At 72.4% G+C, this 23,727-nt stretch carries 21 protein-coding genes and 1 riboswitch; of the genes, 17 read left to right on the plus strand and 4 right to left on the minus strand.

Annotated features, from left to right (window positions below):
- Positions 1-26 precede the first annotated feature (26 nt).
- The 4 genes from dxs (at position 27) to QF030_RS34175 (ending at position 4,189) form a co-directional block, all read left to right on the plus strand.
- On the plus strand, positions 27-1,949 hold the full coding sequence (dxs, locus tag QF030_RS34160; RefSeq protein ID WP_307166414.1) for a 1-deoxy-D-xylulose-5-phosphate synthase: 1,923 nt from the start codon (positions 27-29) through the stop codon (positions 1,947-1,949).
- Complete coding sequence (locus QF030_RS34165; RefSeq protein WP_307166415.1) at positions 1,946-3,331, plus strand: aspartate aminotransferase family protein; 1,386 nt, start codon at positions 1,946-1,948, stop codon at positions 3,329-3,331. Before dxs ends, QF030_RS34165 begins: the two co-directional genes overlap by 4 nt.
- A 106-nt stretch (positions 3,332-3,437) precedes the next feature.
- Positions 3,438-4,070 (plus strand): helix-turn-helix domain-containing protein, encoded by a 633-nt coding sequence (locus QF030_RS34170; protein WP_307166416.1) that lies wholly within the window; start codon positions 3,438-3,440, stop codon positions 4,068-4,070.
- The gene (locus QF030_RS34175) at positions 4,067-4,189 is read left to right on the plus strand and encodes a DUF6126 family protein (protein ID WP_020129477.1); all 123 of its coding nucleotides are present in this window, start codon (positions 4,067-4,069) and stop codon (positions 4,187-4,189) included. Before QF030_RS34170 ends, QF030_RS34175 begins: the two co-directional genes overlap by 4 nt.
- 19 nt (positions 4,190-4,208) lie before the next feature.
- Here the strand turns inward: QF030_RS34175 and QF030_RS34180 are convergent, their stop codons facing one another.
- Positions 4,209-5,006: a tyrosine-protein phosphatase gene (locus QF030_RS34180; protein WP_307166417.1), complete on the minus strand. Its 798-nt coding sequence runs from the start codon at positions 5,004-5,006 to the stop codon at positions 4,209-4,211.
- A gap of 221 nt (positions 5,007-5,227) precedes the next feature.
- Here QF030_RS34180 and QF030_RS34185 point away from each other — a divergent pair, with 221 nt between their 5' ends.
- From QF030_RS34185 to QF030_RS34210, 6 genes are all read left to right on the plus strand, one after another.
- Positions 5,228-7,303 (plus strand): alpha-galactosidase, encoded by a 2,076-nt coding sequence (locus tag QF030_RS34185; protein WP_307166418.1) that lies wholly within the window; start codon positions 5,228-5,230, stop codon positions 7,301-7,303.
- Positions 7,304-7,607: 304 nt separating this feature from the next.
- Positions 7,608-7,767: riboswitch (cyclic di-AMP (ydaO/yuaA leader) on the plus strand.
- 4 nt (positions 7,768-7,771) lie between these two features.
- The gene (locus tag QF030_RS34190) at positions 7,772-8,731 is read left to right on the plus strand and encodes a M23 family metallopeptidase (protein ID WP_307166419.1); all 960 of its coding nucleotides are present in this window, start codon (positions 7,772-7,774) and stop codon (positions 8,729-8,731) included.
- Positions 8,732-8,970: 239 nt separating this feature from the next.
- The gene (locus QF030_RS34195) at positions 8,971-10,866 is read left to right on the plus strand and encodes a rhamnogalacturonan lyase family protein (RefSeq protein ID WP_307166420.1); all 1,896 of its coding nucleotides are present in this window, start codon (positions 8,971-8,973) and stop codon (positions 10,864-10,866) included.
- A gap of 14 nt (positions 10,867-10,880) precedes the next feature.
- Complete coding sequence (locus QF030_RS34200) at positions 10,881-11,597, plus strand: DUF6250 domain-containing protein (protein WP_307166421.1); 717 nt, start codon at positions 10,881-10,883, stop codon at positions 11,595-11,597.
- Positions 11,598-11,723: 126 nt separating this feature from the next.
- Positions 11,724-12,509: an SGNH/GDSL hydrolase family protein gene (locus QF030_RS34205; RefSeq protein ID WP_307167790.1), complete on the plus strand. Its 786-nt coding sequence runs from the start codon at positions 11,724-11,726 to the stop codon at positions 12,507-12,509.
- 164 nt (positions 12,510-12,673) lie between these two features.
- A complete protein-coding gene (locus tag QF030_RS34210) occupies positions 12,674-13,435 on the plus strand; it encodes an SIMPL domain-containing protein (RefSeq protein WP_307166422.1) in 762 nt (253 codons plus the stop codon).
- Between the two features lie 264 nt (positions 13,436-13,699).
- On the opposite strand, the gene QF030_RS34215 is transcribed toward QF030_RS34210, so the two are convergent.
- Positions 13,700-14,320, minus strand: coding sequence for a TetR/AcrR family transcriptional regulator (locus QF030_RS34215; protein ID WP_307166423.1), 621 nt, complete (start codon positions 14,318-14,320; stop codon positions 13,700-13,702).
- A 58-nt stretch (positions 14,321-14,378) separates the two neighbouring features.
- Positions 14,379-15,566: a Glu/Leu/Phe/Val dehydrogenase dimerization domain-containing protein gene (locus QF030_RS34220; RefSeq protein WP_307166424.1), complete on the minus strand. Its 1,188-nt coding sequence runs from the start codon at positions 15,564-15,566 to the stop codon at positions 14,379-14,381.
- Positions 15,567-15,750: 184 nt separating this feature from the next.
- On the opposite strand from QF030_RS34220, the gene QF030_RS34225 reads away from it, so the two are divergent.
- From QF030_RS34225 to QF030_RS34250, 6 genes are all read left to right on the plus strand, one after another.
- Positions 15,751-16,980 carry an MBL fold metallo-hydrolase gene (locus tag QF030_RS34225; RefSeq protein WP_307166425.1) on the plus strand — a complete coding sequence of 410 codons (1,230 nt, stop codon included), beginning with the start codon at positions 15,751-15,753 and terminating at the stop codon, positions 16,978-16,980.
- A gap of 312 nt (positions 16,981-17,292) precedes the next feature.
- Entirely contained in the window at positions 17,293-19,665 is a 2,373-nt protein-coding gene (locus QF030_RS34230) for a sensor histidine kinase (protein WP_307166426.1), read from the plus strand.
- Positions 19,666-19,727: 62 nt separating this feature from the next.
- Complete coding sequence (locus QF030_RS34235; RefSeq protein ID WP_307166427.1) at positions 19,728-20,162, plus strand: roadblock/LC7 domain-containing protein; 435 nt, start codon at positions 19,728-19,730, stop codon at positions 20,160-20,162.
- Between the two features lie 2 nt (positions 20,163-20,164).
- Positions 20,165-20,536, plus strand: a complete 372-nt coding sequence (locus QF030_RS34240) for a DUF742 domain-containing protein (protein ID WP_307167791.1) — start codon at positions 20,165-20,167, stop codon at positions 20,534-20,536.
- Positions 20,514-21,173, plus strand: coding sequence for a GTP-binding protein (locus QF030_RS34245; protein ID WP_307166428.1), 660 nt, complete (start codon positions 20,514-20,516; stop codon positions 21,171-21,173). Before QF030_RS34240 ends, QF030_RS34245 begins: the two co-directional genes overlap by 23 nt.
- A 61-nt stretch (positions 21,174-21,234) precedes the next feature.
- A complete protein-coding gene (locus tag QF030_RS34250) occupies positions 21,235-21,807 on the plus strand; it encodes a GAF domain-containing protein (protein WP_307166429.1) in 573 nt (190 codons plus the stop codon).
- Positions 21,808-21,817: 10 nt separating this feature from the next.
- On the opposite strand, the gene QF030_RS34255 is transcribed toward QF030_RS34250, so the two are convergent.
- Positions 21,818-22,435 carry a GPP34 family phosphoprotein gene (locus tag QF030_RS34255; RefSeq protein ID WP_307166430.1) on the minus strand — a complete coding sequence of 206 codons (618 nt, stop codon included), beginning with the start codon at positions 22,433-22,435 and terminating at the stop codon, positions 21,818-21,820.
- Positions 22,436-22,689: 254 nt separating this feature from the next.
- Between QF030_RS34255 and tdh the strand changes: the two genes are divergently transcribed.
- Positions 22,690-23,718 (plus strand): L-threonine 3-dehydrogenase, encoded by a 1,029-nt coding sequence (gene tdh, locus QF030_RS34260; RefSeq protein WP_307166431.1) that lies wholly within the window; start codon positions 22,690-22,692, stop codon positions 23,716-23,718.
- Positions 23,719-23,727 lie beyond the last annotated feature (9 nt).

The following is a 23,727-nucleotide window of genomic DNA, read 5'->3' on the forward strand; positions in this document are numbered from 1 at the left end:
ACAGCACGGACCGAAGGGGGCCCGACGTGACGATCCTGGAGAACATCCGGCAACCACGCGACCTGAAGGCGCTGTCCGAGGCGGAACTCGGTGAACTGTGCGAAGAGATCAGAGAGTTCCTGGTGCACGCGGTCGCCAGGACCGGCGGACATCTGGGGCCGAACCTGGGCGTGGTCGAACTGACCGTCGCACTCCACCGCGTCTTCGAGTCGCCGGTCGACCGCGTGCTGTGGGACACCGGCCACCAGAGTTATGTCCACAAGCTGCTGACCGGGCGTCAGGACTTCTCCAAGCTGCGCGGCAAGGGCGGCCTGTCCGGCTACCCCTCCCGTGAGGAGTCCGAGCACGACATCATCGAGAACAGCCACGCCTCCACATCCCTCGGCTGGGCCGACGGCCTCGCCAAGGCCCGCCAGGTGCAGGGGGAGAAGGGCCATGTGGTCGCCGTCATCGGCGACGGCGCGCTCACCGGCGGCATGGCCTGGGAGGCGCTGAACAACATCGCGGCCGCCAAGGACCGGCCGCTGATCATCGTCGTCAACGACAACGAGCGCTCGTACGCGCCGACCATCGGCGGACTCGCCAACCACCTGGCGACCCTGCGCACGACCGACGGCTACGAGAAGGTGCTGGCCTGGGGGAAGGACGTCCTGCTGCGCACCCCGGTGGTCGGCCACACGGTCTACGAGTCGCTGCACGGCGCGAAGAAGGGCTTCAAGGACGCGTTCGCGCCGCAGGGCATGTTCGAGGACCTCGGCCTGAAGTACGTCGGTCCCATCGACGGGCACGACATCGAGGCCGTCGAGTCCGCGCTGCGGCGGGCCAAGCGCTTCCACGGGCCGGTGCTGGTGCACTGTCTGACCGAGAAGGGCCGCGGCTACGAGCCCGCTCTCGCGCACGAGGAGGACCACTTCCACACCGTCGGCGCGATGGACCCCCTCACCTGTGTGCCCCTCGCCCCCGCCGGCGGGCCGTCCTGGACGTCCGTCTTCGGCGACGAGATCGTGCGGATCGGCGAGGAACGCGACGACGTGGTGGCGATCACCGCGGCGATGCTCCACCCGGTGGGGCTCGGGAGGTTCGCCGAGCGCTTCCCGGACCGCGTGTGGGACGTCGGCATAGCCGAACAGCACGCGGCCGTGAGCGCGGCAGGGATGGCGACCGGAGGCCTGCATCCGGTCGTCGCCGTCTACGCCACCTTCCTCAACCGGGCCTTCGACCAGCTGCTGATGGATGTGGCCCTGCACCGCTGCGGGGTCACGTTCGTGCTGGACCGGGCGGGCGTCACCGGCGTGGACGGGGCGTCGCACAACGGCATGTGGGACATGTCCGTGCTCCAGGTCGTCCCGGGGCTGCGCATCGCGGCCCCCCGCGACGCCGAGCAGCTGCGCGCGCAGCTGCGGGAGGCGGTCGCGGTGGACGACGCGCCGACCCTGGTCCGCTTCCCGAAGGAGTCGGTGGGACCGGAGGTGCCGGCCGTCGGCCGGGTGGGCGGCATGGACGTGCTGCACCGCGGCGAGTGCGCGCAGGTGCTGCTGGTGGCCGTCGGCGTGATGGCGCCGGTGTGTCTGCAGGCCGCCGAGCTGCTGGAGGCCCGGGGCGTCGCCTGCACGGTCGTCGATCCCCGCTGGGTGAAGCCCGTCGACCCGGCCCTGCCCGGCCTCGCCGCCGGGCACCGGCTGGTGGCCGTCGTCGAGGACAACAGCCGGGCCGCGGGCGTCGGATCGGCGGTGGCGCTGGCCCTGGGCGACGCCGAGGTCGACGTGCCCGTACGGCGGTTCGGGATCCCGGAGCAGTTCCTCGCGCACGCCAAGCGCGGCGAGGTGCTCGCCGACATCGGCCTCACCCCGGTGGAGGTGGCCGGCCGGATCAGCGCGAGCCTGGCCGTCGGGGGCGTCCGGGCCGACGCCGCCGCGGTGACGGGCCCAGTCAAGGAGAAAGCGGAATGACCACGGAGTTCGACCTCGGCGCCCTCCTCGCCGAGCGCGGAGCCGAGCGCTACGAGCTGCACGGCAGATACCTCAACCACCAGCTGCCTCGGATGCTGCACACCATCGGCTTCGACAAGGTCTACGTGCGCGGTGAGGGCGCGTACTTCTGGGACGCGGACGGGAACGACTACCTCGACATGCTCGCCGGGTTCGGGGTGATGGGGCTGGGCCGGCACCACCCCGTCGTCCGCAAGGCGCTGCACGACGTCCTCGACGCGCAGCTCGCCGATCTGACCCGCTTCGACTGCCAGCCGCTGCCCGGGCTGCTGGCCGAGAAACTGCTCGCCCACAGTCCGCACCTGGACCGGGTGTTCTTCGGCAACAGCGGCACCGAGGCGGTGGAGACGGCGCTGAAGTTCGCCCGGTACGCGACCGGCAGGCCCAGGGTCCTGTACTGCGACCACGCCTTCCACGGGCTCACCACGGGCGCGCTGTCGGTGAACGGCGAATCGGGATTCCGGGACGGGTTCGCGCCCCTGCTGGCCGACACGGCGGTCCCGCTCGGTGATCTCGACGCCCTTGCCGGTGAGTTGAAGAAGGGGGACGTCGCCGCCCTCATCGTCGAACCGATCCAGGGCAAGGGGGTGCACGAGGCGCCGCCCGGCTATCTGCGCGCCGCGCAGGAGCTGCTGCACCGGCACAAGGCGCTGCTGATCGCGGACGAGGTGCAGACGGGACTCGGCCGGACCGGGGACTTCTACGCCTACCAGCACGAGGACGGTGTCGAGCCGGACCTGGTGTGCGTGGCCAAGGCGCTGTCCGGGGGCTATGTGCCGGTCGGCGCCACGCTCGGCAAGGACTGGATCTTCAAGAAGGTCTACTCGTCGATGGACCGGGTGCTCGTGCACTCGGCGAGCTTCGGATCCAACGCGCAGGCCATGGCGGCCGGGCTCGCGGTGCTGTCCGTGCTGGAGAACGAGCAGATCGTGGCCAACGCGCGGGCCACCGGCGACCTGCTCAGGTCCCGGCTGGCGGCACTGGTCGACAAGTACGAGCTGCTGGCCGACGTGCGCGGCCGGGGCCTGATGATCGGCATCGAGTTCGGCAGGCCCACATCGTTGAAGCTGCGCAGCCGGTGGGCCCTGCTCCAGGCGGCCCGCAAGGGACTCTTCGCGCAGATGGTGGTGGTGCCGCTGCTCCAGCGGCACCGGATCCTCACCCAGGTCTCCGGCGACCACCTCGAGGTGATCAAGCTGATCCCGCCGCTGACCGTCGGTGAGCGGGAGGCGGACCGGTTCGTCGACGCCTTCACCGCCGTGATGGACGACGCGCACAGCGGCGGCGGGCTGATGTGGGACTTCGGCAGGACGCTGGTGAAGCAGGCGGTGGCCAACCGCTGAGCCGGGAAGCGCGGGCGGTCAGGACGACCGCCCGCGCCCCTCGGACCGATTTTGCCTCTGAGGCAACAAGTTTGCCGCTGAGGCAATTCTGGCGTGCAATGAGGGCATGACCTCGTCCGAGTCCGAGGAGCCGGCGGAAGAAGCCGGGGCTCTTCCCGCCGTCGCCCCCCGACTGCGCGCCCTGCGCCGCCGGGCCGCCCTCACCCTGGAGGCGGCCGCCCGCGCCGCCGGGCTGTCGCCCGCCCATCTCTCCCGTCTGGAGACCGGGCAGCGCCAGCCCTCGCTGCCGATGCTGCTCGCGCTCGCCCGCATCTACGGTACGACGGTCTCGGAGCTGCTCGGCGAGACGTCCGCCGACCGGGACGCCGTCGTCCGCGCCGCCGGCATGGAGCCGACCCGCGCGGGCGGCTGGACCTACTGGCAGGCGGGCGCCTCCGGGCGCGGGATGCAGGCTCTGCGCGTCCACGTCCCGTACGGCGCCCAGGGAGACGTCGTCCGCGTGCACCCCGGGGAGGAGTGGCTGCACGTCCTGCGCGGACGGCTGCGGCTGCGCCTCGGGGACACCACCGAGCTGCTCGGGCCCGGCGACAGCGCGCACTTCGACTCGCTGACCCCGCACCGCATCGCGGCACAGGACGACGACGGGGTCGAGCTGCTCTTCGTCCACACCCTGCTCCAGAGCCCCACGGCCACGCTGTGCCTGGGCCCGACCGCTTCGCACATCGGAGAGACGCCATGAAGGACATCGAGGAGAAGTTCCCCCGCACCCTCTGGATCCGGCTGATCATCTACATCGCGGTGGGGCACGTCTTCGCGGCGTTCCTCTGGCTGCTGTTCGAGGTGGGGGCCAACCAGTAGCACGCTCCGCAGCGGCGGCTCAGTCGAGCAGCCGGTCCCGCAGCAGCTCGCGGGTGCCGGGAGAGAGGCCGAGACCCTGCTCCAAGTAGGCGTCGACGCTGCCCCAGGTCTCCTCGATGGTCTCGAACGCGGCGGTGAGGTACTCCGCACGCGCGTCGAAGAGCGGGCTGAGCAGCTCCATGACCTCGGGGGAGTAGGCCTCGGCGGAGGTGGCGCTGCGGCGCACCCGGTAACGGCGGTGCTTGGCGTTGGACTCCAGGTAGTCGGCGAGGATCGCCTCGCGCTCCACGCCGAGGGCGAGCAGCGTCACCGCGATGGACAGGCCTGCGCGGTCCTTGCCCGCCGCGCAGTGCATGAGGGCCGGGACGCTGTCCTCGGCGAGGGAGTGCAGCACCCGCGCGTGCTCGGCCGTCCGGTCCTTGATGATCGAGCGGTAGGAGGCGATCATCCGGCCCGCGGCCTTGCCGTCGCCGAGGATCCCGCGCAGCTGGTCGATCTCGCCGTCGCGGACCATCTTCCAGAACTCGGAGCCGTCCGCCGGGTCCGACAGCGGCAGGTTCACATTGCGCACGCCCGGCAGTTCGACGTCCGGGCCCTCCAGCTTCTGGTCCGCGGCGTTGCGGAAGTCGAAGACCGTGTGCAGGCCTAGACCGGAGAGGAACGCGGCGTCCTCGTCGGTCGCGTGCGCGAGATGGCCGCTGCGGAACAGCACGCCGTGCCGCACGCGTCGGCCGTCGACGGTCGGCAGACCGCCCACATCCCGGAAGTTGCGGACACCGGCCAGCTCGGGCTCGGTCGACGGGATCTGCTGCGTCACGGGGCGTCCCTCCCTGTCGTCTCCGTCGGCGCGGCTCGTGGTGGCCGACGGGACATCTCCTCGACGATACGACATGGATTCCTCGGGCAACGGGTCGTCCGCAGGGCGGCACTCCCGACGTCTGCCCAGGTGAGAAGTTGTCCCGGAAAGTTGCCCGACGGGCCGACCGCATTCGATGATGTTGATGCTTGATCGCACCTGTTCGAATCAGTGGGGGTTTGATGCCCGAGATCGCCGACAACGGCCGCACCTGGCTCCTTTCGGGGCCGACGAGCAGCTACGCCCTCCACCTCACCGAGGCCGACGAGCTGGTCCACCTGCACTGGGGCCCGGGCATCGCGCTCGCGGACGCCGAGGCGCTCGCCGTCCTCCCGCCGTCGCAGCGCGGGGCGTCCTTCGAGTCCCCGCTCGACGGCCGGGAGGAGTACCCGGTCGAGGGCGGCCCCCGCTTCGTGCGGCCCGCGCTGTCCGTGCGCACCGACGAGCGGCGCGGCACCGAGTGGTCCTACGAGGACTTCGAGGCCGACGGCGACGAGCTGCGCCTGCGGTTCCGGGACGCCGGGCTGGCCATCACCCTGCACTACCGGATGCGGGGCGATGTCGTCGAGCGCTGGACGACCCTGCGCAACGAGGGCGGGCGACCACTGGAGCTGCTGCGCGCCGACTCCGCGACCTGGACGCTGCCCGAGCGCGACGACTGGCGGCTGTCGCAGCTGCACGGCCGCTGGGCCGCCGAGTCCCGGCTCACCCGGTCCCCCCTCACCTACGGCGAGCAGGTCATCGGCAGCCGCCGCGGCCACACCGGGCACCAGCACCTGCCCTGGGTCGCTCTGGACACCGACGCGACCGAGGAGCGCGGCGAGGTCTACGGCTGCGCCCTCGGCTGGTCGGGCTCCTGGCGGATCGCCGTCGCCCAACTCCCGGACGCGCGCGTGCAGATCACCGGGGGCGCCGGGTACGACGACTCGGGTCTGCTGCGGCTGGCCACGGGGGAGTCGTTCACCACGCCCGTCTTCGCGGGTCTGTGGAGCGATGCCGGCTTCGGCGGGGCGAGCCGCACCTGGCACGCCTACCAGCGCGCGTACGTCGTCCCGGACGCCGGACAGGACCGGCCGGTGCTGTTCAACTCCTGGGAGGCCACCTACTTCGACATCTCCGAGGAACAGCAGGTCGCGCTCGCCCGGCGGGCCGCGGCGATCGGAGTGGAGCTCTTCGTCGTCGACGACGGCTGGTTCGGGGCGCGCACCGGCGACCACGCCGGGCTCGGCGACTGGGGGCCCAACCGGGAGCGGTTCCCGAACGGGCTGAAGCCCCTCGCCGACACGGTGCACGATCTCGGCATGCAGTTCGGCATCTGGGTCGAGCCCGAGATGGTCAACCCGGACAGCGACCTGTACCGGGCCCACCCCGACTGGGTGCAGTTCCAATCCGGACGAAAGCGGACGGAGTTCCGCAATCAGCTCGTACTGAACCTCGCGCGCGAGGACGTCCAGGAGTACCTCTGGGAGCAGCTCCACGGCCTCCTCTCCAGCGCGCCCGTGGACTATGTGAAGTGGGACTTCAACCGCTGCTTCACCGACGCCGGGTGGCCGGACGACCCCTACCCGCAGCGTCTCTGGGTGGACCACGTCCGGGCCCTGTACGCGCTGGTGGACCGGTTGCGGGCGGCTCACCCCGGGGTCGCCTTCGAGTCCTGCTCCGGGGGTGGCGGGCGCATCGATCTCGGGATCATGAGCCGCACCGACCAGGTGTGGACCTCCGACAACACCGATCCGCTCGACCGGCTCGACATCCAGCACGGCTTCAGCCAGATCCACCCCGCCCGGGTCATGGCGGCGTGGGTCACCGACAGCCCCAACACCCAGCTCAACGGCCGGGTCAGCACCCTGCGCTTCCGGTTCGTGAGTGCCATGGCCGGCGTGCTCGGCGTCGGCGGGGACCTCTCCGAGTGGAGCGAGGAAGAGCTCGCCGAGGCGCGCCGGTGGGTGGACCTCTACAAGGAGATCCGGTCCCTTGTGCAGCAGGGCGACCTCTACCGGCTGCGGCCCCCGGCGGGCGGACTGAGCGCCGTCCAGTACGTGCGCGGTGACGACAGCGTCGTCCTCGCCTGGCTCCAGGCACAGCGGTTCGGGGAGCCCGTACCGCCGCTGCGGCTGCGCGGACTCGACCCGACGGCATCGTACGAATGCCGTGAAACGGGCGAAGTCCACCGGGGGGCGGTCCTGCTGCATCACGGGCTGCGCGCCGACCTCCGGGGCGACCTTGATGCGACGGTTATCCGCCTGCGTCGTATCTGAGGTTTCTGTCCGAATTGGTTCCTTCGTTCCAACTCGCTCTGGAATAAAGGAACCTGGAGAGCTGTCACGTGAGCAGCGTCATATCCGTGACCCTGCGTGGCTCGTCATGCCCACGTAATTCGCGCCCTTTGCAAGGGGGCTTGGCGCGAAGCGGGCTCTTCGCGTCACGCCGTGTGACCGGGAATTCTCACAAGGGATCAAGAGAAAGGAGTCGACAGCGCAACCTCTGCTTGTCCCTGTGCGTCCTGGTCGCTTACGTTCCACACCAATCCGGACGGACGCCGAATCCTGCCACCGCCCGGAGCCCGCACACTCACCCGTACCTGGCAGGAGCGGGGGACCCACAGGTACAACCGCCTGTTCCGGTCTCCGGAACAGGCTTTGGGGTAAAGCCGCGCCTCGGCGCGGCCGGGCATCTCCAGCCCGCACCCGACAGCTCACCTCGCAGGCGCCGGAGAGGAATTCGCCATGCCCGCGAAGGGTAAGCACCGCCGTCCGAAGACCCAGCGCTTCGCCCGTTCCATCGCCGTCGCCGGAACGGGCGGCGCCGCGCTCGCCCTTCCGCTCATAGGCGCCGCCGGCGCCCACGCGGCCCCCGCTCAGTCCGTCGCCCAGTCGGCTTCCCAGACCGTTGCGGAGAAGGCCGTGCAGTCGGTGCCGGTGGCGCAGAAGACGGCCACCGCCACGACCGCCGAGTCCTACACCGTGCGCTCCGGCGACTACCTGTCGAAGATCGCCGACGAGCAGAACGTCAGCGGCGGCTGGCAGAGGCTGTACCAGGACAACCGTCAGGCCGTCGGCAGCGACCCGTCGCTGATCCACCCGGGGCTGAAGCTCTCGATCGGCAAGAAGGCCGCGACCGGCAGCACCGGTTCGTCCTCCGGCTCGTCGTCCTCGTCCTCCTCGTCGAAGTCGAAGGCGTCCGGAACCAAGTCGTCGTCCTCTTCCTCCTCTTCGTCCGGTTCGTCCTCCTCGAAGGCGGTCACCCAGGCCGCCGAGAGCGGCACCGGCACCTCCAGCGGTTACACGCTGCCGGTGGCGGGCGCCACCGTCGGCACGGCGTACCACACGGCCGGCAGCATGTGGTCCAGCGGCTACCACACCGGCACCGACTTCGTCGTCCCGACCGGCACCACCCTCAAGGCCGTGGGCGCCGGCACCGTCGTCTCCGCGGGCTGGGACGGCGCGTACGGCAACCAGGTCGTCGTCAAGCTCGCCGACGGCTACTACGCCCAGTACGCCCACCTGTCCCAGCTCTCCGTCTCGGCAGGCCAGACCGTGACCGCGGGCCAGCAGGTCGGCCTCTCCGGTGCGACCGGCAACGTGACCGGTCCGCACCTGCACTTCGAGATCCGCACCACGCCGGACTACGGCTCCGACGTCGACCCGATCGCGTACCTCCGCGCGCACGGCGTCTCCGTCGGCTGACCCCTCCGACTGCGACGACCTCCCGCCTGACACGCGGCCGAAGGCCGGACCCTGATCCCCCGGGTTCGGCCTTCGGCATGCCCGGGGAGGGGCGGGGCGATGTTGGAGTTTGCGCGTTCATGATCGTTCTATTGCGTTCGTGTGGCATCCCTTCGTGTTCCGTCGACAGGCGGGACAGAGTGGGGCCACAGTGATCTCCGTCAGTGAGCAAGCGCTTTCTACAGCTCTTCGGAGGTCCTGTGTCCGGCGTCGACCGACGCATCGTCATCAAGGGCGCCGCGGCCGCGGCCGCCGTCACCGCCGTCACCCTGCTGGCCGGGCTCGTCTCCGCGCCCGCCGGGCACGCCACCGGCATCCCGCGCCGGATCGTCGAGAACCTCGACCGCGGCCTGGTCGCCACTCCCTCCGGCGGAGGGACCTTCCTCAGCTGGCGGCTGCTCGGCACGGAATACGCCCGGCACGGCGACGCCCTCGCCTTCAACGTCTACAAGAACGGACGCCGGCTCAACCGGGATCCGATACGCAAGTCGACGACCTATCAGGACGACAGCCCGGGGACGGGGACGTACACCGTCCGCGCCGTCGTCGACGGGCGGGTGCAGAAACCGAGTCCGGCGGCTCTGCGCTTCACCGACGGCTACGCCGAGATCCCGCTGGCCGGCGCCGACGGCTACACCGTGCAGCACGCCTGGCCGGGTGACCTCGACGGCGACGGACGCTACGAGCTCGTCGTCAGCCGACTGTCCGGAACTCGTGACAGGCCCGACCTGCTGGAGGCCTACACGCTCACCGGTGAGCGCCTGTGGCGGGTCGATCTGGGCCCCGGCTCGTACACCCAGGTCGGCGGGAACGGCGCCAACGACCCCGCGCCCGCCGCGATCAGCGGTTCCACCGCGATCGGCGGCTACCGCAACGACGACAACGTCACCGTCTACGACCTCGACGCCGACGGCCGCGCCGAGGTGCTGGCGCACACCGCCGCCGGGACCACCTTCGCCGACGGCTCACAGGTCACCGCCGCCTCGCCCGCGAACCAGTTCGTTTCGGTGATCGACGGAGCGACCGGCGCCGAGCGGACCCGGCAGCCCGTCCCCGACGACTTCGTGGCCGACGGCCCCTCCGGCGGCCACTTCGGCATCGCCTACCTCGACGGCGAACACCCCAGTCTGGTCACCAAGCTGGTCACCCGGGTCGGAGCCAAGCGCGGCTCGTTCCGCGTCCTGTTCCAGACCTGGGACTTCGACGGCACGGATCTCAGCCGCCGTTGGAAGTACGTCGTGGACCCGGCGACCGGCGCGACCAGCTTCCACCAGATCCGCACCGTCGACGTCGACGGGGACGGCAGGGACGAGATCGCCGACGGCAACTACGTCGTGAACGGCGACGGCACGCTGCGCTACGTCGTCGACGGCGCCATCCACGGCGACCGCTTCGACATCGCCGACCTCGACCCCGACCGGCCCGGCCTGGAGGGCTTCGCCATCCAGCAGTCCGAGCTGGGCATCGTCTCCGCCTTCCCCTGGTACTACTACGACGCCGACACCGGCGAGCGGCTGGTGACCGGCTCGCACCCGACGAGCCCGGTGAGCGACGCGGACCTCGACACCGGTCGCGGGAACGCCGCGGACATCGACCCCGGCCACCGCGGCTACGAGTACTGGACGTCCACCGCCGACGTGACCCGGCCCGGCGCGGGCGTCTTCAACGTCCAGGACGGCAAGATCTCCACCACCACCCCCAGCGTCAACTTCCGCATCTGGTGGGACGGCGACAAGGCGTCGGAGCTTCTCGACTTCACCCGCGTCGAGAAGTGGGACCCGGCGACCGAGAGCAGCGCGACCGTCTTCGACCCGGCCGGCGTCGTCTCCGGGGCCCGCAACGCCACCCCGTTCTACGGCGACCTCGTCGGCGACTGGCGTGAGGAGATCCTCGCCGAGACCGCCGACCACACCGCCCTGCGCCTCTACACCAGCACCGTCCCGACCGACACCCGCGTCTACACGCTCGCGCAGAACCCCGCGTACCGCCTCGGCTGGACCGTCCGCGGCTACCTCCAGTCCACCTACACCGACTACTACCTCGGCACCGAGACCCGTCGTGTCCCCGCGCCGCGCCTCACCACCCCCGCCCACTGAAGGAGCCGACCGACATGACGACCACCCGCAGGGCTTTCGCAACCCTCGCCGCCGGCGCCGCGCTGGCCGCCCTGGCTCCGGCGACCGCCGCGACCGCCGCGAGCGCCCGGACCCGCCACCGCCGCCCGATCGCCCACGACGACTTCCGCCACGGCCTGCGCCAGTGGGCCGTCGAACTGGAGAAGGGCGGGACGGTCACCGCCTCCCGCGGGACCCTGGAGGTCGATGTGCCCGCCGGGGCGACGATCTGGTTCAAGCGGCCGCTCGAAGGGCCGTACGTCCTCGAGTACGTCGCGACGCCCGTCTCCGCGGGCGGGGTCAACGACCGCGTCTCCGACCTCAACAACTTCTTCAACGCCGTCGACGTCCGCTCTCCGGAGGACCTCTTCGCCACCCCGCGCGGCGGCGCCCTCGCCGAGTACGACCACCTCAAGACGTACTACGTCGGCTACGGCGCCAACACCAACACCACGACCCGGCTGCGCCGCTACGTCGGCGAGGCGGGGGTGCGTCCGCTGATCTACGACTACACCGAGCCGTTGCTCGTCGCCAACGAGCCGAACCATGTGCGGATCGTCTCCGACGGTTCGGTCGTCCGCTGGTGGAACAACGGGCGGCTCGTCTTCGACCTCACCGACCCGGAGCCCTACACGGGTGGGCACTTCGCCTTCCGCACCACCTGGAGCCATTTCCGGATCAACGACTTCCGGGCGTGGTCCCTTATTCCCTGATTGACAAACTCTTTAAGGGTGTCCTATCTCACCGCCCGTCAACCCCTTCCTACGATCGCGTAGGTCACATTCGAAGGTGAATGATGAGCTGCTGTGGCAGACGATTCGAAGAGTGACAACAGATCAGTGATCGGGTCGTACGTGGCGGTGGGGGACAGCTTCACCGAGGGCGTCGGCGACCCCGGCCCCGACGGGGCGTTCGTCGGCTGGGCGGACCGCTTCGCGGTGCTCCTCGCGGACCGGCGGCCCGAGGGCGACTTCAGGTACACCAACCTCGCGGTCCGCGGGAAGCTGCTCGACCAGATCATGGAGGACCAACTCCCCAGGGCGGTGGAACTCGCCCCGGACCTGGTCTCCTTCTGTGCGGGCGGCAACGACATCCTTCGTCCCGGTACCGACCCGGACGAGGTCGCCGAGCGTTTCGAGCGTGCGATCTCGGCCCTGACCGCAGCAGCCGGCACCGTCATGGTGACGACCGGCTTCGACACCCGTGGCGTTCCCGTGCTCAAGCATCTGCGCGGCAAGATCGCCACCTACAACGGGCACGTCCGTGCCGTGGCCGACCGCTACGGCTGTCCGGTGCTCGACCTGTGGTCCCTGAAGTCCATCCAGGACCGCAGGGCCTGGGACGGCGACCGGCTCCACCTCTCCCCGGAGGGGCACACGCGCGTGGCGCTGCGCGGGGGACAGGCCCTCGGCATCGAGGTGCCGGCCGACCCGGAGCAGCCGTGGCCGCCGCTCCCGCCGCGCGGCACCCTGGAGGTGCGGCGCGACGACGTCCACTGGGCGCGCGAGTACCTGGTGCCGTGGATCGGACGCCGGCTGCGCGGGGAGTCCTCCGGCGACCATGTGATCGCCAAGGGCGCGTTGTCGGCGGACGACATCAGGCTGCGGATCGCGGCCGTGGCCTGAACCGCCGACCGGTGGCACGCGGCCGGCCGTGGACGAACCACGGACGGCCGCTCCACCAGTGAGGTGATCGCACGGGAGTGGTGCCCGGGCGGTGCCAGGTGCGGATGCTGGGATGACCGCACCCGCACCTGGCACCGCCCGACACCTCCAAGGACCGGCCCCCCATGCCCTTTCCCCGTACGCCCGTCGCCGCGGCCCTCGTCTCCCTGCTCGCGCTGGCCGTCCCCGCACTCGCCGCGCCCACGGCGGCCGCGCTGCCCGCCCACCCCGGGGCGGTGGCCCGTCCGCTCGCACCGGACAGCCCCGCCACCCTCACGGTGACCGGCGAGGGCAGCGCGAGCGCATCGCCCGACCTCGCGGTCGTCGGCGCCGGTGTCGAGACCTCCGCCAAGACCTCGCAGTCCGCGCTGGACGCCCAGAACAAGGCGGCCGCCGCGGTGTTGGCCGCCGTCCGCGCCCAGGGCGTCGCCGACCGGGACATCAGGACGGAGAGGATCTCCCTCGACGCCGTCTACGACCACACGGGCGGCGCCGCCCGTCTGACGGGCTACCAGGCCGCGCAGTCCTTCTCCGTGAAGGTGCGTGAGGTGGCGAAGGTCGGCGCGGTGGTGCAGGCGGTCACCGACGCCGCCGGCGACGCCGCGCGGATCGGCTTCGTGGCCTTCGACGTCGCCGACCCCGCCCCGCTGCGGGCCGGTGCGCGCGAGGCCGCCCACGCCGACGCCCACGCCAAGGCCGAGCAGTACGCCCGCCTCAGCGGCCGTCGCCTGGGCCGGCTCGTCTCGCTCAGCGAGGACGCGTCCAGCTCCCCGGGCCCCGCGCCGTCGATGGCCGACACCCCCGGCGCCGGCCTCGGCGGGGTGCCCGTCGCGCCGGGCGAGATCCGTGCGACGGCGACGGTGACGGCGGTGTACGAGCTGAACTGAGTGGAACCAGCCATCGGTTGGAGCGTGCCGGTGGGTTCAGGTCGGGGGGCGGGGTGAGGCGTCCGGCGTCCGTCGGCCGCTGAAACCCGGCGCCGGTTCGGGTGGTGTGCCGGTGGTGCCGGGCGGGACCGTTGCGACGGCGACGGCGACGGCGACGGTGGTGCGACGGCGACGGTGACGGCGGTGTGCGCGCTGGGCCGCGAGCCGTCGGCTGGAGGGGCACTGGTCGGGCCGGGTGCCGGAGCGCCTCGGTCGGGAGAACGGTCAGCGCTCCTGGGCGCTCAACGTTCCGGGGCTCAGCCCGAGTTCCCGGGCCAGCGCCTCGTCGACCCACTCCTGGGCCCGGGCCCGGGACACCGTGCCCGCGTAGGACGTCAGCTGTACGGCGAGTCCGTCGAGCAGGGCCGTCAGGCGCAGGGCCGTGCCGGCCGGGTCCGGGCACCGGAACTCGCCCCCGGCCACGCCCTCCGCTATCACCTCGGCGAGCGCCGCCTTCCACTCCTTGTCGAGATCGCGTGCGACCTCCCGCAGCGCGGGCTCGCGCAGCGACACCGCCCAGCCCTCGATCCACAGCCGCCAGCCCTTGGCCTGTCCCGTGGGCGCGTACCAGCGCACCGCCGACCGCAGCCGGCGCAGTGCGGTGGTGCGGCGGCCGACCAGTTTGCGCAGTCGCGCGAGGTCGCCCTCGGCCGCGTAGGCGAACGCGTCGGCGACGAGCTTCTCCTTCGTGGAGAAGTGGTAGAGCACCAGCGCGTTGCTCACACCGAGGGCCGCGGCCACGTCGGCGATCCTGACCGCCGCCACGCCCCGCGCCTCGATCTGCTCGATGGCCGCCCGCAGCAGCTCCTCGCGCCGCTCGGCCACACTCAACCGGACCCTCACCACGTCGTCACCCTAGTCCGTCGGCGTCCGCGCCGCCGGACCGGTCCGTGGCGGCGGACGCTCACGGAGCGGGCCGGTACCGCCCGAAGCGTTCGGCGATCACCGGCAGCCGCCGCTCGGCGATCGTGTGCGCGGCGGCCCGGGGCGTCGTGCCGTCCGCCTCGGCGCGGGCCAGCACCAGGTCCACCAGGGCGCGCAGGGAGCTGCGCGTGTACGCGAAGGCCTCTGCCGCGTCCGCGCCGATGTCGCCGAACAGCGTCCACCACCACCAGGCGTTCGTCCCGGAGTTGACGACGACGTCCGGCAGCACGCTCACCCCGCGCGCGTGCAGCAGCTTCTCCGCCTCCGGCAGGACGGGCATGTTGGCCGCCTCGACGATCCACCGGGCGCCGATCCGCTCCTGCTCCTCGATCCCGATGGCGTACGACACGGCGGCCGGCACCAGCACCTCCGCCTCCACCGACAGCCAGGCGTCGTCCGGCAGCTCGAGATCTCCGGGGCGCAGCGCGGCGCGGTCCACGGTGCCGTGCGCGTCCCGCGCGGCGAGCAGCGCCTCCACGTCGAGACCGGCCGGGTGGGCGATCGTGCCCTTGGCGTCGGCGACGGCCACGACCGCCAGCCCCGCGCGGGTGAGGAAGCGCGCGGTGGCCCCGCCCATGGTGCCGAACCCCTGAAGGGCGACCCGCGTCCCCGTGTACGCCACCTCGGCCCGGTCCAGGGCGGTCAGCACGGACTCGGCGACCCCGCAGCCGCCGACCAGCTCGTCCAGGCCGATGCCGTCCACCTCGACGGCGAAGGCGGCGGCGAGCCGTTCGCGGGCGGCGGACTCGTCCTCCAGCAGCGGGTAGACCGCCTGCACGGACGACACCAGTCCCGCCTCGGCGGCCGCCCGGTCCACCAGGTCCTGGGTCAGCCCGAGATCCTCGCCCATGGTCCAGCAGCTCTCCACGTACGGCCGCACCGCCCGCAGGTAGCGCACCAGCAGTCCGTACGCCTCCGGGTCCCGGGGATCGCAGTCGATGCCGCCCTTGGCTCCGCCCAGGGGGACGTAGCGGGCCTCGGGGTCGTAGTGCAGCGCCTCCTTGAGGCTCATGCCGCGGGCGAGCCCGGTCACCTCCTCCAGGGTGCAGCCCGCCCGCATCCGCAGACCGCCGCTGCACACACCGCGCACGAGCCGGTCGACGACCAGGTGTCCCTGGCGCCCGGTGACGTGGTCGGTCCAGGTGAGCGAAAGGAAGGGGGCGGTCATACGGACTCCTCGACCGGCGGGCACGGATGGCCGCGAACGACTGCTACTGAACAGCGGGTCAGTATCGAAAGGGTGCGGGCACCCTGTCAAAGCGGGCGCGCGGCCGATGTGACCGGGGCGACCCCGGCGTTGTCGGAGCGGACGACCATAATGGAATGCCTCAGCGACTCCACCTGGAGGTACCGTGTCCGGTTTCCGTTCCCTGAGCTCCGGGCTCCGCGCTCTACAGCCCGCGGCCTTCGGCGCGGATCCGAGCGGCGAGCGCCTGGCGCGCATCCGCAGATCGCCGCACTTCAAGGACGGGGTGTTCCAGAACCCCGGCGGCACGGCGCGGACCCGCCCCTCGGGCTCCACGCTCGACTTCGCCAAGGTCTTCTTCGACAAGGAGCAGCGCCCCCGCCGCGCGCCCGCGGGCACCGTACCGGTGCACCCCACCACCCTCGCCGACCTCGCCGAGCCGCCGACGACCGGGCTGCGGCTGACCTGGATGGGCCACTCCAGCGTGCTCGCGGAGATCGACGGGCAGCGCGTCCTGTTCGATCCCGTGTGGGGCGAGCGCTGCTCCCCCATCCCCTTCGCCGGACCCAAGCGGCTGCACCCGGTCCCGCTGCCGCTGGCCGCGCTGGGCCCGGTCGACGTCGTCGTCATCTCCCACGACCACTACGACCACCTGGACCTGCCCACGATCAGGGCGCTCGCGGACACGGACACCCTGTTCGCCGTGCCGCTCGGCGTCGGCGCCCACCTCGAGCACTGGGGTGTGTCCGCGGACCGGCTGCGCGAGCTGGACTGGCACGAGGCGACCAAGGTCGGCGGGCTCACCCTGACCGCCACCCCGGCCCGGCACTTCTGCGGCCGCGGTCTGCGCAACACGCAGCACACGCTGTGGGCCTCCTGGGTGGTCGCCGGCGAGGAGCACCGGATCTACCACAGCGGAGACACCGGCTACTTCGAGGGATTCAAGGACATCGGCGCGGATCACGGCCCGTTCGACGCGACCATGATCCAGATCGGGGCGTACTCGGACTTCTGGCCCGACATCCACATGACACCCGAGGAGGGCATGCGGGCCCACCTGGACCTCCAGGGCGGTCCCGGCGGAGTGATGCTGCCGATCCACTGGGGCACCTTCAACCTCGCCACCCACGCGTGGACCGACCCGGGGGAGGGCACCCTGGCCGCCGCGCGGGCCGCCGGGGCGCGGGCCGCCCTGCCCCGCCCCGGCGAGCCCTTCGAGCCCGCCGCCGAGACCGTCCCGGGCGAGCCGTGGTGGCGGGAGGTGGCACTCGCTCCGGCCGCCGGATGGCAGCCCCTGATCGCCACGGTAACCAAGGCCAAAGCCGATACCGACAGTGACGAAAGTCAGGGTGTCATCGAGGGTGGCGATGCGCCGGAGGCGGTTCCGGCGGGCTGACCGGGGGCGGGAGACGTCCGACTGTGCGGGCCGGGGAGCGAAAAGCTCCCCGGCCCGCACAGTCGTTTCCGGACCACTCCTGACCAGGTCTGATCGGCGTCTTTCCAGGTTGTTCCCCGGGAGGCCCGGCCTTATCGGTCTGTCGTACGAAGCCTCATACCAGAGCGGGACGCTCGCTGGGTGACTTTGTCAACTGCCCACCGCACCTGACACCTTGCCGACTACTGTGAGTGGCCGTCGGGCGGCACCGGGCCGAAATCTTCGGCTCCCCCGACCGACAGTCAGACTCGACGGACCAGTACGAGGACACCGATGTCTCACCTCCGCGCACCCGCCACACGCGCCGACCGCCGTGAGGGCGGGCGGCACGGGCGGCCGGTCGCCCGCCCCGCACCCGCGCCGGCCGAGACACACATACGGCCCCAGCTGCTGCGGCTCGCCGTGCTCCCGCCGACCGCGGTCGCCCTCAGCGCCTGCGCGGTCGTCCTGTTCACCGTGCGCTCCACCGGGGTCCGGCCCGGCGTGACCTTGTGGGCCGTCCTGGCCGGCGCCGTCGCCGTGACCGGCGTCGGCATCGTGATCGCCGCCGTGGCCGCGGACCGCGCCGCCCGCTCGGTCGGCGACCGGGTCACGGCCCTGCGACGCAGCAGCGCGCGCGGTGAGGCCGACCTGCGCGCCGTCATCGAGGCGCTGCGCCGCGGCGAGGCCCCGCCCCGCCGCACGCCGCGCGGTGGACCGCCCGGCGACGCCGACGACTTCGAGCTGCTCGCCGCCGACCTGGCCCGGGCCCACGACGGGGCCGTCACCGCCGTCGTCCAGGCCGCGCAGTTGTCCAGCCAGGCCGGCAGCGAACAGAAACTGGAGGTCTTCGTCAATCTCGCGCGGCGCCTTCAGTCCCTGGTGCACCGCGAGATCTCGATCCTCGACGAGCTGGAGAACGCGATCGAGGACCCCGATCTCCTCAAGGGCCTCTTCCATGTCGACCACCTCGCCACCCGCATCCGCCGGCACGCCGAGAACCTCGCCGTCCTCGGCGGGGCCGTCTCCCGGCGGCAGTGGAGCAACCCGGTCTCCATGACCGAGGTGCTGCGCTCCGCCATCGCCGAGGTCGAGCAGTACGCACGGGTCAAACTCGTCCCGCCCATCGACGGCGAACTGCGCGGTCACGCCGTCGCCGACGTCATCCACCTGCTCGCCGAACTCGTCGAGAACGCCACGGTGTTCTCCGCCCCGCACACCCAGGTGCTGCTGCGCGCCAACCTCGTCACCTCGGGACTCGCCGTCGAGGTCGAGGACCGCGGCCTCGGTATGCCCGTCGAGGAGCAGAGCAGGATGAACGCCCTGCTCGCCGATCCCGACCAGGTCAACGTCGGCCGGCTGCTCGCCGACGGCCGCATCGGCCTGTTCGTCGTCTCCCAGCTGGCCCGGCGGCACGGCATCCGGGTCCGTCTCCAGAACAACATCTACGGCGGCGTGCAGGCCGTGCTCGTCGTGCCGCAGGCGCTGCTGGGCACCACGCCGGGGGTCCCCGGGGCGGAGTCGCGAGGACCGGACACCGACGGCGCCGGCCTGCCCCTCGCGCCCGCCGCACCCCCCGCCCCGGCCGGCCCGGTACGGCCGCCCCTGCCGCCCGCCCCGCAGCCCCGCACCGCCCGGACGCCCGATCCGGCGCAGCCGCACGACCCGCGGGGGTACGCCACGGGCCCGGGTCTGCCGACGGGCTTCGGGTACCCGCAGGACGCGCCCGGCAGCTCCCCGTCGCCGTCCCCGGGGCGGGACACCGACGGCGCCGGGCGGTCGTTGGGCCCGGCGCGGGCACAGGGCGGCGCCCCGGCCCCCGGCTCGCCGGAGTCGTGGGACATCCCGGGCGCGGGCCGTACCCCGGCCCCGTCCCCGGCGCAGGACACGCCCGGCTCGGGAACGCCTGCGATCACCCCGCCCCCGCAGGGTCAGCCGACCGGCCCCGCCCGTGCCGCCGCGACGCCCCCGTACCCCGTCCCCGCCGAGCCGGTCCCGCAGCGGCCGGGCGCACCGGCGCCGCTGCCCGTCCGCGGTGCTCGTACGGCACGGCCCAACCCGGCCGAGGCCGTACCCGGCATCCGGCGAGGCGACCGGCCGGTCGTCGAGGAGCACGCGGGCATCGCGCCCGTCCCGCGCGTCGGCGCCGTGCGCGGCACCATGGGCAAGCCCCAACTGCCCCGCCGCCGCGCCCAGGAACACATCGTGCCCCAGCTGCGTGGCGGCCCGGCCCCGCGCCAGGACTCCGACCAGCCCGCCGGTCACGACCCCGGCCTGATGGCGGCCTTCCAGCGCGGCATCGGCCTGGCCGAGGCCCAGCAGAGCCTGGAGGCGGACGTCCTGGACCCGGCTCCGTACCGCCCGCCCGCTCCGTTCGAAGCCCCGCTCGACCCCGCTGCCCACCCGGCCTCGGACCACGACCGCAGGCCCCGGGGCCACGGTGGAGACGCCGACGGCGCCGAAGGGGGCGCGGAAGCGGGCCGGCTGGTGCCGCTCCCCGTCGACGTCGACTCAGAGGCCCGACCGCCGCACCCGTCCCGCATACCGCAGGCGCGCCCCACGCCCGCCGCCGCGCCGCCCGAGGCGTACGGCGCGCGTGACGGGCTGGACCTGCCCGGTCCCGAACGATCCACCGCCCGGCACGACGGGAGCGCACCGGCCGGATGAGCACGGTCACCCCCACCCCCAGCGCTCCCGCAGACCTTCGTACCCCAAGGAGTCGATCCACCATGGCGAGCGACGCGCCGACCGGCCAGGTATCCGATCTCGACTGGCTGATGAGCGGCCTCGTGCAGCGCGTGCCGCACACCCTGAGCGCGGTGCTGCTCTCCTGCGACGGGCTGGTGAAGTCGGTCCACGGCCTCGACCCCGACAGCGCCGACCACATGGCCGCCCTGGCCTCCGGCCTGTACTCCCTCGGCCGCAGCGCCGGCGTCCGGTTCGCGGACGGCGGGGACGTGCGGCAGGTCGTCGTCGAACTCGACTCGACGCTGCTGTTCGTCACCACCGCCGGTTCGGGCGCGTGTCTCGCGGTGCTCGCCGGCCGGGAGGCCGACGCGGCCGTGCTCGGTTACGAGATGTCGATGCTCGTCAAGAGCGTCCGGCCGTATCTCATGACCGCGCCCCGGCAGCACGCCGTCGAACCGTCGGTGATGGGGCCTTGAGCGTGGCGGCGGCCGGCGACGGGCCCTGGCTCGATGACGCGGCCGGGCGGCTGGTGCGCCCGTTCACGGTCAGCGGCGGCCGGACCAAGCCCAGCGTCGCCCTGGACCTCATGTCGCAGGTGATGGCCACCGGGGCCACCCCGCTCGGCTACCTCGGTCCCGAACACGCGACCGCGCTCCAGCTGACCCGCGCGCCCGTGTCGGTGGCCGAGATCGCGGCCCAGCTGAAGCTGCCGGCCGCGGTCACCAAGGTGCTGCTCTCGGACCTCCTCGACTGCGGGGCCCTGACCACCAAACCCCCCGAGTACCACCACATCCCCACCGACCGGGCCCTTCTGGAGGCAGTGCTCGATGGACTACGACGACAGCTCTGAGTGCGACGAGCACCACGAGCACCGTGAGCGCGGCGCCCATGACGGCGGCGGCTCGGACCCCTTTCCCACGGCGCTGAAGATCCTGGTCGCGGGCGGTTTCGGGGTCGGCAAGACGACCTTCGTCGGCGCCGTGAGCGAGATCGCGCCCCTCAGCACCGAGGAGCTGCTCACCACCGTCAGTGCCGCCACCGACAACCTCGACGGCATCGAGAACAAGGTCGAGACGACCGTCGCCATGGACTTCGGCCGCATCACCCTCGACCCGAACCACGTGCTCTACCTGTTCGGCACGCCCGGCCAGGAGCGGTTCTGGTTCATGTGGGACGAACTGTCCGAGGGCGCCCTCGGCGCGGTCATCCTCGCCGACACCCGACGCCTCGAGGAGTGCTTCGCGGCCGTCGACTTCTTCGAGGAACGCGGACTCGCCTTCATCATCGCCATCAACGAGTTCGACGGCTCCCACCGCTACAACCCCGAGGAGGTGCGCGCCGCCATCGACCTCTCGCCGGACGTGCCCGTCGTGCGCTGCGACGCGCGTATCTCCGCGTCCGGTGTCCAGACCCTGCTCACCCTCGTCAAACACCTCATCGCCCACGCACCGGCCGCACCCCAGCCGAGCCGCGGCGCCCACATGTGATCCCCGCACCCAACGCCCCGGAGCCGCATATGACGTACGTCCACAGCGACGGAACCCGGTCATGAGCTACGACCCGCCGCGCCCGGCCGGTCGTCTGCTGCTCACCCCGGAGGACAGGGAAGCCCCCGCCCGCGCCCGCAGGCTGCGCCGACTCGGCCTCGGGGCGCAGCCGGAACCCGCCCTGGACGCCTTCGCGGACCGCCTGGCGGAGGTGGCCGGAGCGCCGTACGCCATGGTCAACTTCCTCGACGAGGAGCGGCAGTTCTTCGCCGGGCTGCACACCCCGCAGGGCGGCCGGGCCGCACGCGGCGGCAAGCCCGAGGTGGGCCGCCGGCTGCCCCGCGAGTACGGCTACTGCCCGCACGTCGTGGCGCGGCGCAAGGCGCTGGTGCTGGAGGACGTGGGGGACTACCCGCGCTTCGCGGGCAATCCGGTCGTCGACGAATACGGCATCCGCTCCTACCTGGGCGCCCCGCTCATCGACACGAGCGGCATGGTGCTGGGCACGGTGTGTGTCGCCGACCTCACGCCCAGGACCTGGGGGAAGGCGGGCCTGGAGACCATCAAGTCGACGGCCGCCGAACTCGCCGGACACCTTCAGCGACGGGAGACCGACGGGTTCCCGGCGCCGTGAGGCGCGCCGGTCAGGGGGCCCGCCAGATGTTGTCGAAGGCCGCGTCCTCGATGGACCGACGCTGTCGTACGGCCTCGAGTTCCGCCACCGCGTCGCCGACCGCCGCCAGGACCGTCACGACCGTGTCGCCGGGGAGGTCCGGGAAGCCGTCGGCGGGCTCCTCGCGCAGACCGACGGCGGCGGCCAGCGCGGCGAGGACGGGCTCGTCCGCCTGCCAGCGGCCGGTGGCCTGCCGACGGGCCGACGAGTCGAGCGGCTCCGTCCCCGCGGACCGGAAGGGCAGCCGGCCGCGGCGTGGCCGTCCGACCAGCCCGTCCGCCTCGAGCCGGGCGGAGTAGGCCGCGGCCAGGCCGCTGCCGCGGCGCCACAGCCAGTCCTCGGCCGACTCGAACGGCGCCGTCCGAACGAGTGACGCCGCGGCCTCGGCCAGGAGGCGATCGTCCGGTGCCGGTGCCCGTGCCGGTGCCGGGTCGGGCACGAGGAGATCGCCGTCGAGGGCGACCGCTCCGGTTTCGACGAGATCGATCACCTCGGCGCCCGCGAGGGCGAGCGACAGTTCGCCCTGCCCGACGGGACGCGCGGGCACCACGTCCATCGCGACGAGCATCAGGTCCCGTGCTGTGGTCATCGAAGACTCCACGTCAGTCGGCCGGCCTTGCGGGGGTTGCGGTCCAGGGTGGCACGCCCCACCGTGGTGTGCGGGAAGCCGGTCCGGGCGAACCGGGCCGGCCGTGTGAAGCAGAGCTGTGGCGGCGCTTAAGAAAAGCTCGATGGACCGGGCCGGGTGAAGTGCGGCAGATTGCTGGGCGAATCCACATGTCTTCCCGGATGCGGGGCCCTTCGGGCTGCTCGCGCCCGGGCCCTCACCACAGGAGCCGTAGCGTGAAGGCGCTGGTCAAGGAGAAGGCGGAGCCCGGGCTGTGGCTCGCGGACGTCCCCGAGCCGGCCGTCGGGCCCGGCGACGTGCTGATCAGGGTGCTGCGCACCGGCATCTGCGGCACCGATCTGCACATCCGGTCCTGGGACGGCTGGGCCCAGCAGACCATCCGCACGCCGCTCGTGCTGGGCCACGAGTTCGTCGGCGAGGTCGTCGGCACCGGCCGCGACGTCGCCGACATCCAGGTGGGGGACCGGGTCAGCGGCGAGGGACACCTCGTCTGCGGCAAGTGCCGCAACTGTCTCGCCGGACGCCGCCATCTGTGCCGGGCCACCGTCGGGCTCGGCGTCGGCCGTGACGGCGCCTTCGCGGAGTACGTCGCCCTGCCCGCGGCCAACGTGTGGGTGCACCGGGTGCCGGTGGACCTCGACATCGCGGCGATCTTCGACCCGTTCGGCAACGCCGTGCACACCGCGCTGTCCTTCCCGCTCGTCGGCGAGGACGTCCTGATCACCGGCGCCGGACCGATCGGGCTCATGGCCGCGGCCGTCGCCCGGCACGCGGGCGCCCGCAACGTCGTCGTCACCGACGTCAGCGAGGAGCGGCTGGAGCTGGCCCGCAAGATCGGTGCGAGCCTCGCGCTGAACGTGTCGCAGGCGTCCATCGCCGACGGGCAGCGTGAGCTGGGGCTGCGCGAGGGCTTCGACATCGGCCTGGAGATGTCCGGCCGGCCCGCGGCGCTGCGCGACATGATCGCCAACATGACGCACGGCGGCCGGATCGCGATGCTGGGGTTGCCCGCCGAGGAGTTCCCCGTCGACTGGGCCCGCATCGTGACCTCGATGATCACCATCAAGGGGATCTACGGCCGCGAGATGTTCGAGACCTGGTACGCGATGTCGGTGCTGCTGGAGGGTGGCCTCGACCTCGCCCCCGTGATCACCGGCCGGTACGGCTACCGCGACTTCGAGGCGGCCTTCGCCGACGCGGCGAGCGGCCGCGGCGGCAAGGTCATCCTCGACTGGACCGCGTAAGACACCCGC

It is taken from the genome of Streptomyces rishiriensis (genome assembly GCF_030815485.1).
Classification (GTDB): Bacteria; Actinomycetota; Actinomycetes; order Streptomycetales; family Streptomycetaceae; genus Streptomyces; species Streptomyces rishiriensis_A.